Raw genomic sequence first — 12,024 nt, 5'->3', positions numbered from 1 at the left:
GATTTCAGGGCTTGCGCAGCACGATCTCGCTGACCTCGCCCTGCGGCACCAGCCGCACCGGCAGCACCATCGGCAGCGACTCGGCGAAGCGGCCGAACTGCTGCAGGCTGTAGCTGCCGCCGACCGGCAGACTGGCGACCGCCGGATCGCGGATGACCAGGCCGGTGCTGCGGTAGCGCTCGAACTCGGCCAGGGCCTGGGCCAGCGGCGTGTGGTCGAAGCTGATGCGCCCCGAACGCCACGCGGCGATGGCCGCGGGCGCGACGCGGGTCACGGGCCCGAGGCGGCCGTCGTCCTCGCCCACCAGCATCTGGCCGGCCACGAGTTCGACCGGCGCCTCGGCCGCTTCGGCGCCCGCCGCATCGTCGGGCTGCGCCGCGCGGCTCACGCGCACATGCCCCTCCTCCACAGCGACCACGGTCCGGCCCGCGTCCAGGCCCGAGCTCGTGTGCCGCACGGAGAAGCGGGTGCCGACCACCACGATGTGCAGTGGGCCGGCCCACACGTGGAAGGGCCGTGCGGCGTCGGCATGGACCGAGAACAGCGCCTGGCCGTCCTGCAGCCGGACCTCACGCCGGTCGCGGAACAGCCGCGCCTCGAGCCGGGTGGCGGTGTCGAGCTGCACCGAAGTGCCGCGCGCCGGATCGTCGGGCAGCCTGGCCACGATCTGCTGGCCGCGTTCGGTGGCGAAGGCCTGCTCGAAGGTCGGCAGCGCCTGCCAGCGCGTCCAGCCCATCCAGCCGCCGCCGGCCACGGCCACCGCCAGCACGGCGACGGCCGCGGGCGCGAACAGCGGGCTGAGGCGCCAGCCACGCGGCACGGGCCGGGCCTGGCGCTCGCCGTCCCGGGCCGGGGCGGCTCGCGGCAGGCCACGGCGCAGCGCGGCGATCTCCTCGCCGGGCAACTGCCGGAGCTGCCCGACCGTGGCCGCCATGTCCTCGAGCGCGGCCGCATGCCCGGGGTCTGCGTCCAGCCAGGCCTGCAGCGCGGCCTGGCCTTCGGCATCGAGGCCGTTGCGCCGGCGGGCGGCCCAGGTCGCGGCCGCCAGATCGAGCGCGCACACCGCCGCATCCGCCCCGGGGGCAGCGGCATGGCGATCGGAAGTGGTCGTGATCATGGGGATGGAAAAAACATCAGCGCTCGAGACTGTAGACGCACGAGGGGTGCCGAATCCTCAGCTTGCGTCGTCGAATCGCAAGGTCCACTAGGTCGGCGCCCGCTCCGGGGCCGGATCGTCCCGGCCTTTCAGCTGGCGTTCGCAGTGCTTGCAGGCCAGCATGCCGCGTACCACATGCTTCTCGACCATGCTGACCGAGATGCCCATGCGCCGGGCCACCTGGGCATGCGTGAGCTCGTCGAAGACGTGCAGCACGAAGGCCTCGCGGCAGCGTGGCGGCAGCGCCTCGATCGCCCCCACATAGGCGCGCAGCACCTGCTGCGACGCCAGCGCGCCCTCGGGCTGCAGGTGCAAGGGGGCGGCGGGCTGCTCCTCCTCGGGGATCGCGTCCAGGCTGTCATGGCGACGCACCTCGGCGCGCCGGTGCCGGTCGACCAACAGGTTGCGCGCGGTGCGGTAGAGCAAGGCCCGCACGTCGAGGATGCTGCGCCCGGCATGCTGGACGGCGAGCACCCGGGCGTAGCTCTCCTGCGCCAGGTCGGCCGCCGTGTCGCGGTCGTTCACCTGGCGGTGCAGAAAGTTCAGCAGTTCGCGGTAGTAGCGCTCCAGCAAGGCACACCCATGGCGGCCTGACCGGCTGCGCAACCGAGGGTTGCAGAGCAGCGAAGAGCCGAATCCACCAGAATAATAAGAATTGTTCTTATTATCATCCAGACTGTTTCCGGGCAGATCGGCTGGCGTGGAACGCGTCCCTGAATGAGGCCCCTCCCTCCCCTGCCGGCGCCACTGCAGGGCCCCGTGCGTTTCTTGCATTTGATTTACATTCTGGCTTATCGTCGGCGCCCCAGCGTCGACACCGGCCCTGCATCCACGGGCCGGGACAGGCTCTCCTGCCGCCCGAGCAGGTCCTGGCGCTTGCGAGGAATCCCGCTTTGAATGCATCGGGTTTGGTTGCGGAAGGCATTGCGCTGCTGCAGAGGCAGCCCGAGATCGCCTTGTTCCTGGTGCTGGCCCTGGGCCATGCGCTCGGCCAGATCCGCTTCGGCCCGATCCAGCTCGGCGGCATCTGCGGCACGCTGATCGCGGCGCTGGCCGTGGGCCAGTTCGACATCCACCTGGCCGACAGCGTGAAGAACACCTTCTTCATGCTCTTCATCTTTGCGCTGGGCTACGCGGGCGGCCCGCAGTTCTTCGCCAACCTCGATGCCAAGGGGCTGCGGCTGGGGCTGCTGTGCCTGGTCGAGGTGGTGGTGGTGGTGGCCCTGGTGCTGGGCGCGGCCTGGTGGCTGCAGCTCGACCAGGGCACGGCCGCTGGCCTGATGGCCGGCGCCGCCACCGAATCGGCCGTGGTGGGCACGGCCACCGACGCCCTCTCCAAGCTGGCGCTGCCCGCCGACGCCATCCGCCAGCTGCAGGCCAACGTGGTCACGGCCTATTCCATCACCTATGTGTTCGGCCTGATCGCCATCGTGGTGGCGACCAGCCAGGTCTTTCCGCTGCTGCTGCGGGTCGACCTGCGCGCCGAGGCCGACCGGCTGTGGAAGACGCTGGGCGGCGGCGCCGAGGACGCGGCCGCCGCCAGCGCCACGCCCGAGATGATCGGGCGCGTGTACGAGGTGTCGCAGGGACGCGGCCGCACGCTCGGCACGCTGACGACGCTGTTCGAGGGCCGCGCCGTGATCGAGCGCGTGATGCGCCGCGGCCGCCCGCTGCCCATCGAAGCCGCGTTGCGCCTGGAGACCGGCGACCGCGTGCTCGCCATCGGCCGGCGCGAGGTGCTGGTGGGCGTGGCCGAACTGCTGGGCCGCGAGTTCGCCGACACCGCGGCCTTCGATGCCGTGGTCGAGACCACCGAGGTCGTGCTCACGCGGCGCGACCGCGTCGGCCGGACGCTGCATGAACTGCACGCGACGATGCCGCCGCAGGTGCAGCTCATCGGACTGCTGCGCGACGGCCGCACGATGCCGCTGCTGCCCGCCATGGCGCTGCGGCGCGGCGACATCCTCAAGCTCTACGGACCGGCGGCCGAGGTGAACGGCGCGGTCGCGCTGGCCGGCGAGCGCGTGCAGGCCTCGTCGCACAGCAACATCAGCTACGCGTCGATGGGCATCCTGCTGGGCGTGTTCATCGGCGGCTTCGGCCTCACGCTGGGCGACGTGCCCTTCTCGCTCGGCACCGGCGGCGGCGCGCTGCTCACCGGCCTGGCCTTCGGCTGGTACCAGGCACGCCACCCGCAACGGCTGAGCATCCCGCCCGATGCGCTGGCGCTGATGAAGGACCTGGGCCTGGCCACCTTCATCGCCTGCGTGGGCCTGGCCTCGGGCCCGCAGGCGGTGTCGCTGGTGCGCAAGTTCGGCATCGCGCTGCCGCTGGTGGGCGTGACGGTGGCGCTGGTGCCGGCCTGCGTGTCGCTGTTCGTCGGCCACAAGTTGCTCAAGCTCGAGGCGCCCGTGCTGCTGGGCGCCATCGCCGGGCAGCAATGCAGCACGCCCGCGCTCAGCGCGGTGCAGAACGCGGCCGGCAACACCACGCCGCTGCTGGGCTACACCATCACCTACGCGATCTCGAACGTGGTGCTGCCGCTGATGGGCCCGCTGATCGTGGCGCTCGCGGGCATGCTGCCGCCCCCTCACCCCTGATTCTTCCTCTCCAAACCCAAGGAACCGACCCATGGAATGGCTGCACGAGCTCTTCAAGAAATCACCCGAGATGGCGCTCTTCCTGTCGCTCGCGGTGGGCTACGCGATCGGCAAGATCAAGTTCGGCAAGTTCCAGCTCGGCGGCGTGGCCGGCTCGCTGCTGGTGGCCGTGCTGGTGAGCCAGGTGGGCGTGCAGATCGACAGCGGCGTCAAGGCCGTGCTGTTCGCGCTGTTCATCTATGCCGTGGGCTTCGAGAGCGGCCCGCAGTTCTTCAGTTCGCTGGGTCGGCAGTCGATCAAGGAGATCGTGCTGGCCGCGGTGATGGCTCTCACCGGCCTGCTCACCGTGGTGGTGATGGCGCGGCTGTTCGGGCTCGACAAGGGGCTGGCCGCGGGTGTGGCGGCGGGCGGGCTCACGCAGTCGGCCATCATCGGCACCGCCGGCGACGCCATCGCCAAGCTGGGCCTGGACGCCGCCGAGACCGCGCGGCTGCAGGGCAACGTGGCGGTGGGCTACGCCGTGACCTACGTGTTCGGCTCCTTCGGCGCGATCCTGGTGTGCGTGAACATCCTGCCCAAGCTCATGGGCCGCAGCATTCGCGACGACGCCATCGCGGCCGAGACCGCCATGCAGGCCGGCGTGAAGGTGCTCGGTCCCGACCAGGAAGACGCCGCGCCCTCGCTGGTGGGCCGGATCTACGAGCTGGTGGACGAGCCCCGGCGCAGCATCGCCGACATCGAGAACGCCAATCCGGCCACCACCATCACCATCGAGCGCGTCAAGCGCGCGGGCAAGCTCATCGAGCCCAGCCCCGCGCTGATGCTGCACCAGGGCGACACGGTGCTGGCCGTGGGCCGGCGCGACGCGGTGGTGGCCAGCGCGCCGCTGCTCGGGCGCGAGGTCTATGCGGTCGAGGGCATGGAACTCACGATGCTCAAGCGCGAGGTCGTGCTGACCAACAAGACCTTCGACAAGAAGACCGTGGCCCAGATCCGCGAGGCCACGGCCGGCGGCGTGCGCCACGGCATCTTCGTGGTGCAGCTCAGCCGCATGGGCACGGTGCTGGCGATGCAGCCCGACACGGTGGTGCACCTGGGCGACATGGTCTCGATCTACGGCGCCGAACAGGACGTGAAGCGCGTGGCCGCGACCATCGGCGACACCATCGTGCCGAGCGCCAAGACCGACTTCGTCTACCTCGGTGCCGGCCTGGTGGTGGGCCTGCTGGTCGGCCTGCTGAGCGTGAAGCTCGGCAGCATCCCGCTCACGCTGGGTTCGGGCGGCGGCGCGCTGCTGGCCGGCCTGCTGTTCGGCTGGTACCGGGCGAAGAAGCAGAGCTTCGGCGCGCTGCCGCCGGGCGCGGTGCAGCTGCTCAAGGACCTGGGGCTGGCGGGCTTCGTGGTGGTGGTGGGCCTGCAGTCGGGCCTGCAAGCTGTCGAGACGGTTCGGCAGCTGGGCCTGACGATCTTCGGCGTGGGCGTGGTCGTGACCATCGTGCCGATGCTGCTGACCATGCTCTTCGGCCGCTACGTGCTGCGCTACACCAACACGGCCATCTTCGCGGGTGCGCTCAGCGGCTCGCGCAGCGCCAATCCGGCCTTCGGCGAGGTGCTGGACAAGGCCGAGAACACCATGCCCACCGTGCCCTTCGCCATCACCTACGCGCTGGCGAACGTGTTCCTCACGCTGCTCGGCCCGCTGATCGTGGCGCTGGTCTGAGCCGCTTCCCTTCTCTTTCTGTTTTTCTACCCAGGAGTATTTCCATGGATTTCGGCGACGTGCAGAAACTCGGCGGCCTGAGCCCCTTCGAACTCAAGGACGCACTGATCCAGGTGGCGCGGCAGAGCGACCGGCTGATGCTGAACGCGGGGCGCGGCAACCCCAACTTCCTCGCGACCACGCCGCGCCACGGCTTCTTCCAGTTCGGGCTGTTCGCCATGACGGAGAGCGAGCGTTCCTTCGTCTACATGGACGGCGTGGGCGGCTTCCCGCAGCGCGAGGGCATCGAGGCGCGCTTCGAGATCTTCACCAAGGCGCACGAGGGCCAGCCCGGCGTGCGCTTCATCGAGGCCGCCGTGTCCTATGTGCGCGACCAGCTGGGCCTGTCGGCGGGCGACTTCATCTACGAGATGTGCGAAGCCATCCTGGGCTGCAACTACCCCGTGCCCGACCGCATGCTGCGGCTGAGCGAGACCATCGTGGGCCAGTACATCCACCAGGAGATGATCGGCACGCACCCCTTCGTCGGCCATTTCGACATGTACGCGGTCGAGGGCGGCACGGCCGCCATGACCTACCTGTTCAACAGCCTGCGCGAGAACCACCTGCTGGAGGCCGGCGACACCATCGCGCTGGGCATGCCGATCTTCACGCCCTACATCGAGATCCCGCGCCTCAACGACTACCAGCTGGTGGAGCTGTCGATCGAGGCCACACCGGAGAACGGCTGGCAGTTCACGAAGAAGGAGCTGCAGAAGCTGCTCGACCCCAAGGTCAAGGCCTTCTTCCTGTGCAACCCGAGCAACCCGCCCTCGGTGAAGCTCAGCGACGAGGTGCTCGAAGGCATCGCCGACATCGTGAAGAAGCGGCCCGACCTGATCATCCTCACCGACGACGTGTACGGCACCTTCGCCGACGACTTCAAGTCGCTGTTCGCGATCTGTCCGCGCAACACCATCCTGGTCTATTCGTACTCGAAATACTTCGGCGCGACCGGCTGGCGCATGGGCGTGGTGGCGACCCACGAAGACAACATCATCGACCGCCAGATCGCCGCGCTGCCCGAGGCCACGCGCAAGGAACTCGACGAACGCTACGGCAGCATCACCACCGCGCCGCGCAAGCTGAAGTTCATCGACCGGCTGGTGGCCGACAGCCGCACCGTGGCGCTCAACCACACGGCCGGCCTCTCGACGCCGGTGCAGGCGCAGATGGTGATGTTCTCGCTGTTCTGCCTGATGGACGAACCCCAGTCGTACAAGAAGGCGATGAAGCGCATCGTGCTGCGCCGCAAGGAGGCGCTGTACCGCGAGCTGGGCCTGCCGCTGCCGGTGGACCCCAACTCGGTCAGCTACTACCACCTGCTCGACATGCAGGATATCGCGACGCAGATGCACGGCGCGCGTTTCGGCGAATGGATCCTGACGCGGCTCCAGCCCAACGAGGCGCTGTTCCGCATCGCGCAGGAAACCAGCATCGTGCTGCTGCCCGGGCGCGGCTTCGGCGGCACGCACGCATCGGGGCGGGTGTCGCTGGCCAACCTCAACGAGTACGACTACGCCAACATCGGGCGCGCGCTGCGGCGCATGGCCTCGGAATTCTTCGCGCTGTTCGAGCAGGAGAAGGCGGGCGGTGCGGGCAAGGCCAAGGCCAGGCCGGCATCCGGCGGGAAGAAGAAGAAATGACCGGCGTCAGTTGCGCGTGAACTGCGCATCGAGGAAGGCCAGCACGTCGCGCGTGGCCTCCTCCTTGCGCGCGACGTGGGTCCAGAACGAAGCGCCCTTCTTCATGCAGCCGCTGCTCATCTCGCCCAGCAGCGCCAGGTCGCAGGCTTCGGTGAAGTGCCTGCCGCCTTAGGCGAAGCGGCCATCGGGCTCGGCGAAGACCTCGCCGTCGATGCCGTTCTCCACGGTGGCGATGCGGAACCTGCGCGTCGGGGCCGGGTCGCCGTCGAAGCCGTGGGTCGCGCCCGCATAGACCTTGACGTCGATCTTGCCGCCGGCGTTCGCTGGGCGCCACGCCGGCGTCGTCGTCCTTTTCCCGAGCACCCTGTAGACGACGCCGGCCATTCGGCATAGACCGCTTCCCGGACGCAACGGCCCGGCGCATCATGGTCCGGCATGCGGCACCGTTCGATCGGCAGATCGTGAATCGAGCCGGCCTTGTGAGACATCAGGAGGCGTCGGCTTCGCTGTCGGCTGACAGGGCCGGAAATGTCGGAGCGCTATCTTTAGTTCTAACAGGAGACCGCTGGGGATCTCAAGGACGCGCCCTCACCCGGAGTACGACATGAAAGCCCTCTCGAAAGCCCTGATCTGCGCCGCAGCCGGCCTGCTGGCCGCCTGCGGTGGTGGTGGCGGCGACTCCGGAGCGTCGGCCCCTGTGGCCCAAGCACCCGACGACCCTGCGCCGCCCATGGCACAACCGGTCGGCGGCACGCTGCAGACCACCGCTGCCGCCCCGACCTACCCGGCGGGCTCGGGCGAACAGGCCGCCTTCAACTACCTTCAGGATGTCCGAATGGGCTGCGGCTTCGGGGCACTGAATCAGAACGCCAAGCTCGACACGGCGTCCCTGGCCCATGTGAGCTACCTGCTCGAACAATCGAGCGCGACGAACCTGACGGCCGGGCATGTCGAGACGCCCGGCAATCCCTTCTTCACCGGAGCGCTTCCGCAGGACCGCGCAGTCGCCGCCGGCTATGGCGGGAACGTGAGCGAGATCCTGTCGGCCAAGGTCAGGACCTTTGTCTCGGCAGATCCCGGCGGGGAGCCGGGCGACGCCCAATTCGGCTTGCTGGCGATTCGGGGCCTGCTCAACACGGTGGCCCACCTTTCCGATGCGATGAATGGCGCCCGCAGCGTGGGGCTGGCCGACAACACCCGGAACTTCAGTTCGATGCAGGGCGGCTACGCCTTCACGACGGTCCAGTACCGTTTCGGCGCCCTCCTCGGTGCGCAGGAAGGCACGCAGCTGCTGGGCCCCGGCAATATCGCCAGCTATCCCTGTGCGGCCATCCAGGACGCCGAATACGCCTTTGCCCCCGCCACCGAAATCCCGAACCCCTTCCCGGCCATCACGGACACCGCCGTGCTCGTCGGGCCACCGGTCTACCTGCGGGCCGACGCCGGCGCGCTGCTGAAGGTGGACAGCTACAGCCTGGGGACCTCGGCCGGCGTCCAGGTGCCCGTGCGTACCGATGTGGGCCCGATCCAGGGCCATGAGTTCTTCATGGTGCCGCTCTCCCCGCTTCAGCCCGCCACGGTCTATACCGTCCACTTCAAGGGGTCCGCGAACGGTCAGGCCTTCGACCGGACATTCAGCTTCAGGACCCGGAGCTGAGCGTCGGACAGGTTGGAGGAGAGAGACCGGACACCGAGTCCCGAGCGGGCTGTGTGCGTGCGCCAGTCTCCACAGCCTCCCCCTCTGTCAGCAAAGACGTCGGGTTGCCGCACGCCGTCAGCGCATCCGCCAAAGCTTCGCCTAGTACTCCTGCAGCGCCCAACTGCTGATCAGCGCGAAGTACTCGCGCAGCCAGATGTTGTATCGCAGGTAGAGGGGCGTCTGGGCACCGAGGGTGCTGACGGCCGTGTACCCCACGCGGCGGGCGATCAGCCCTGCACGCAAGGTGTGGAAATCGCTCGTCACGACATGGATGGGTGCGTCGAGGGGCACGCCCGCCGCCACAAGCTGGCGACGGCTGAAGACCAGGTTCTCTTCCGTGCTGGTGCTGAGCTCTTCCTTGAGGATGCGCTGCGCCGAAAGTCCGCGCTGCCGGAGGTAGGCAGCCATCACCTCGCCTTCGCTGTACGTTCTGAAGCGGATGCCGCCGCTCACCAGGACCCAGGCGTCCGGGTGACGCGCCGCGTCGAGCAGGGCGAGATCCAGTCGGGCGGCGAGCGTTGGCGAAGCCGTGTCGCCGGGCGATCCCGATCCCAGCACGACGATCGCTGCGGGCGCAGTCGCCGGAAGCCCTGCCGAGGCCCGGAAACCCAGGACGCACCAGAACACGGCGACGGTTGCAACCCAGAAAGACACACCGGCCCAGAACCAGCGCCACACGGTTGCGCGTCTCGGACTCCGGCGCAGCCCACCGTGGATCTGCGTCCATCGAAGGCACAGCACGCAAAGGCCGACGCCGATCGCCAGGGGAAGGACAACGCCGAGATTGAGGTACCCGGCTGCCATCAAGATCAATCCATCCAGTGCCAGCAGAAGTCCCAGGATACCGGCCATGGCCCGCTTCATGTCATGCATTGCCAAGAAACTCAAAGCCCGCGACTCTATCGCGGCCAGCGGGGCTTGCATGGCGTTCGGGCGCAAGAAGGCGTGCAACGGCTTTGTGCGTCACGCTGCCATGGATTGACCGCGAGGCATCTCGGTCCGCTCGCGGACGCTGGCGGCCCATACCACGTGAGGTCGGTACCCGTTGTCTTCGCGACTTCCATGCCTTGGCCAAGGTCGTCCGAAGGCCCGCCCCGAATCCCACGGTCAGACCTCGTGCGACGCACAACCCGGCGCTGCACCGAATCCACAGCTCGGCAGCAGCACGCCAGCCTGACGCTCGCGCTAGCCCTGCGGCATGCCGTCGCTGCCGCTGCCGCACAGCACGACGGCGATCTTCTCGTCGTCGCGCCGCGCGAAGCAGCGTTGGGTCACGGCCGCCACGGCCGTGGCGGCGCCGAGCTCGATCGCGAGTCCGGCATGCCGCCAGGCATCGCGCGCCGCGTCCTCGATCACGGACTCGTCGACCAGCACGATCTCGTCGACGAAGCGCTCGATCAGTTCGAAGTTGAGCGGCTCCGTCGACCGTGCGGCCAGGATCGGGACGATGGTCTTGACGTTCTCGAGCTTGACGATGCGGCCTTCGGCGCGGCAAGTGAACAGCGTCGGGCACCCGGCCGCTTCCACGCCGATCACGCGGATCGACGGCTTGCGCAGCTTCGCGGCCTGTGCGATGCCGGCCAGCAGGCCACCCCCGCCGATCGCCACCACCAGTGTCTCCACCTCGGGCCATTCATCGATGATCTCGAGTGCGGTCGTGCCCTGCCCGATCACCACGTCGCGATCGGCGTAGGGGTGCAGCAACGCACCACCATGCTCGGCGACGTTCGCGCCGGCGGCGTCCCAGCTCTGGTCCCAGAAATCACCGTGCACCGTGAGCCTGGCGCCGTGGCTCTCGATGCGCTGGCGCGTGATCGGCGTGCTGGTGTTCATCACGAACACGTTCGCGGGCAGGCCCAGGGTCTTGCCCACGTAGGCCACGGCGGCGCCGAAGTTGCCACCCGAGGCGGTCGCCAGGCCCTGGTGGCGCACCGCTTCGGGCAGGTTGAGCACGCGGTTGAAGGCGCCCCGCGCCTTGAAGGACCCGGTGACCTGCTGGCATTCGGCCTTGAACCGGACCTGGCTCGCACCGCCCGGCACCCAGGGGTGCGCCGGCACCAGCGGCGTCTTTCGGATGAAGGGCTTCACGCGGGCGTGGGCGGCGATGTAGTCCTCGAGGACGATGGGCGACAGGTCGGTGCTCATGCGGCGGCCTCCGCATCGTCTTCGACCAGCACGCACAGGCTGTTGCCCTGGCGCGTGATGCCGAAGGTGCGCTGCGAGTAGATGCTGCCGCCGGCGGCGAAGTGCAGCGCGCGCGGCACCAGCGCGGGTTCGGTCAATGAATGAAGGTAGCCCGCGACTTCGCCCGCGGCGACCGTGTCGCCCAGGCCGTGCAACGGTTCGAAGTACCCGTCGCCCGGCGACAGCAGGTTGCCGCCGCGCGGGACGATGCGCACGCGCCGGCTCGCCGGTGGCTCGGCCGGCAGTGCGCCCGGCACGACGCCCAGCCGCGCCAGCACGCGCGCCAGGCATTCGCGCGTGCGCTTCACACCATGCGGCGACACGCTGCCGTTCTCTCCCATCTCGGCCGCGATCGCCGCCAGGCCCCGATGTGCCGCCGCGCCGCAGCTGGTGCGCGGATCGCCCATGTTGTCGGTGATGACCGTGAGCCTGGCGCCGAACCAGCGCGCCATGTCTTCGGCGCGCGCACGCACGGCCGCATCGAGCGTCGGCGTGACCACGACCTGCGCGCTTTCCTCGATGAACAGCGAGCTGCCGCCCGCATGCAGGTCGACATAGGCGTCGCACAGCGGAAAGAGGGTGTCGTGGATGAAGGCGGCGATCTGCTCCGTCGGCGTGCCGTACGGATCGCCAGGGAACACGCGCGCCAGGTTCTTGCCGTCCAGCGGGCTCACGCGCGAGGCCGCACGCAGCGCCGGTGCATTGGCCGCCGGCATGAGGATCAGCCGGCCCTCGACCCGAGACGCTTCGAGTGAACGGATCAACTCGTTGATGACGATCGGCCCCTCGTACTCGTCGCCGTGGATGGCGCCCGTCACGAGCACCGTCGGGCCTTCGCCGTTCTTGATGACGGCCAGCGGAAGTGCGACCGCGCCCCAGGCATCGGCGTGCCCCGAATGTGGCAGCCATGCGTGGCCGACCTGCTTGCCGGGCCGTGCCCAGTCGATGTCCGTGAAAACGGTGGTTCCGCGCTCGCTCAC

11 protein-coding genes are annotated in these 12,024 nt (G+C 69.1%); 5 read left to right on the top strand and 6 right to left on the bottom strand.

Annotated features, from left to right (window positions below; translation table 11 throughout):
* Positions 1–4: 4 nt before the first annotated feature.
* Together K0H49_RS11345 and K0H49_RS11340 are read right to left on the bottom strand one after the other, a co-directional pair.
* Positions 5–1,117 (bottom strand): FecR domain-containing protein, encoded by a 1,113-nt coding sequence (locus K0H49_RS11345; RefSeq protein ID WP_219212105.1) that lies wholly within the window; start codon positions 1,115–1,117, stop codon positions 5–7.
* 87 nt (positions 1,118–1,204) lie between these two features.
* Positions 1,205–1,729 carry a sigma-70 family RNA polymerase sigma factor gene (locus tag K0H49_RS11340; RefSeq protein ID WP_219212103.1) on the bottom strand — a complete coding sequence of 175 codons (525 nt, stop codon included), beginning with the start codon at positions 1,727–1,729 and terminating at the stop codon, positions 1,205–1,207.
* A gap of 320 nt (positions 1,730–2,049) precedes the next feature.
* Between K0H49_RS11340 and aspT (K0H49_RS11335) the strand changes: the two genes are divergently transcribed.
* The 3 genes from aspT (K0H49_RS11335) to K0H49_RS11325 are packed head-to-tail and all read left to right on the top strand — an operon-like array spanning position 2,050 to position 7,161.
* On the top strand, positions 2,050–3,756 hold the full coding sequence (gene aspT / locus K0H49_RS11335; protein ID WP_257624666.1) for an aspartate-alanine antiporter: 1,707 nt from the start codon (positions 2,050–2,052) through the stop codon (positions 3,754–3,756).
* 31 nt (positions 3,757–3,787) lie between these two features.
* A complete protein-coding gene (aspT, locus tag K0H49_RS11330; RefSeq protein WP_219212102.1) occupies positions 3,788–5,476 on the top strand; it encodes an aspartate-alanine antiporter in 1,689 nt (562 codons plus the stop codon).
* Positions 5,477–5,520: 44 nt separating this feature from the next.
* Positions 5,521–7,161 carry a bifunctional aspartate transaminase/aspartate 4-decarboxylase gene (locus tag K0H49_RS11325; RefSeq protein ID WP_219212100.1) on the top strand — a complete coding sequence of 547 codons (1,641 nt, stop codon included), beginning with the start codon at positions 5,521–5,523 and terminating at the stop codon, positions 7,159–7,161.
* A gap of 168 nt (positions 7,162–7,329) precedes the next feature.
* Here the strand turns inward: K0H49_RS11325 and K0H49_RS11320 are convergent, their stop codons facing one another.
* Entirely contained in the window at positions 7,330–7,545 is a 216-nt protein-coding gene (locus tag K0H49_RS11320; RefSeq protein ID WP_219212098.1) for a hypothetical protein, read from the bottom strand.
* A 220-nt stretch (positions 7,546–7,765) separates the two neighbouring features.
* Here K0H49_RS11320 and K0H49_RS11315 point away from each other — a divergent pair, with 220 nt between their 5' ends.
* The gene (locus tag K0H49_RS11315; protein ID WP_219212096.1) at positions 7,766–8,818 is read left to right on the top strand and encodes a hypothetical protein; all 1,053 of its coding nucleotides are present in this window, start codon (positions 7,766–7,768) and stop codon (positions 8,816–8,818) included.
* 141 nt (positions 8,819–8,959) lie between these two features.
* Here K0H49_RS11315 and K0H49_RS11310 read toward each other — a convergent pair whose 3' ends face one another.
* On the bottom strand, positions 8,960–9,712 hold the full coding sequence (locus K0H49_RS11310) for a YdcF family protein (protein WP_257624665.1): 753 nt from the start codon (positions 9,710–9,712) through the stop codon (positions 8,960–8,962).
* Between K0H49_RS11310 and K0H49_RS30565 the strand changes: the two genes are divergently transcribed.
* A complete protein-coding gene (locus K0H49_RS30565) occupies positions 9,711–9,842 on the top strand; it encodes a hypothetical protein (RefSeq protein WP_257624664.1) in 132 nt (43 codons plus the stop codon). The two genes, K0H49_RS11310 and K0H49_RS30565, sit on opposite strands and share 2 nt — an antisense overlap.
* A gap of 203 nt (positions 9,843–10,045) precedes the next feature.
* Here the strand turns inward: K0H49_RS30565 and K0H49_RS11305 are convergent, their stop codons facing one another.
* Complete coding sequence (locus K0H49_RS11305) at positions 10,046–11,005, bottom strand: threonine ammonia-lyase (RefSeq protein ID WP_219212094.1); 960 nt, start codon at positions 11,003–11,005, stop codon at positions 10,046–10,048.
* Entirely contained in the window at positions 11,002–12,024 is a 1,023-nt protein-coding gene (locus K0H49_RS11300) for a succinylglutamate desuccinylase/aspartoacylase family protein (protein ID WP_219212092.1), read from the bottom strand. The genes K0H49_RS11305 and K0H49_RS11300 overlap by 4 nt, the downstream gene beginning before the upstream one ends.

The sequence above is a fragment of the Variovorax boronicumulans genome, assembly GCF_019352895.1.
In the GTDB taxonomy this organism is placed as follows: domain Bacteria; phylum Pseudomonadota; class Gammaproteobacteria; order Burkholderiales; family Burkholderiaceae_C; genus Variovorax; species Variovorax boronicumulans_A.
Note: the sequence above shows the minus strand (reverse complement) of the source record. Positions and strands in the feature narration are given on the sequence as shown.

Bases quoted from the DNA above. Each gene is read 5' to 3' on its own strand.
- K0H49_RS11345 (WP_219212105.1), bottom strand. From the start codon at position 1,117: ATGATCACGACCACTTCCGATCGCCATGCCGCTGCCCCCGGGGCGGAT.
- aspT (WP_219212102.1), top strand. From the start codon at position 3,788: ATGGAATGGCTGCACGAGCTCTTCAAGAAATCACCCGAGATGGCGCTC.
- K0H49_RS11325 (WP_219212100.1), top strand. From the start codon at position 5,521: ATGGATTTCGGCGACGTGCAGAAACTCGGCGGCCTGAGCCCCTTCGAA.
- K0H49_RS11320 (WP_219212098.1), bottom strand. From the start codon at position 7,545: ATGGCCGGCGTCGTCTACAGGGTGCTCGGGAAAAGGACGACGACGCCG.
- K0H49_RS11315 (WP_219212096.1), top strand. From the start codon at position 7,766: ATGAAAGCCCTCTCGAAAGCCCTGATCTGCGCCGCAGCCGGCCTGCTG.
- K0H49_RS30565 (WP_257624664.1), top strand. From the start codon at position 9,711: ATGGCCCGCTTCATGTCATGCATTGCCAAGAAACTCAAAGCCCGCGAC.
- K0H49_RS11310 (WP_257624665.1), bottom strand. From the start codon at position 9,712: ATGGCCGGTATCCTGGGACTTCTGCTGGCACTGGATGGATTGATCTTG.
- K0H49_RS11305 (WP_219212094.1), bottom strand. From the start codon at position 11,005: ATGAGCACCGACCTGTCGCCCATCGTCCTCGAGGACTACATCGCCGCC.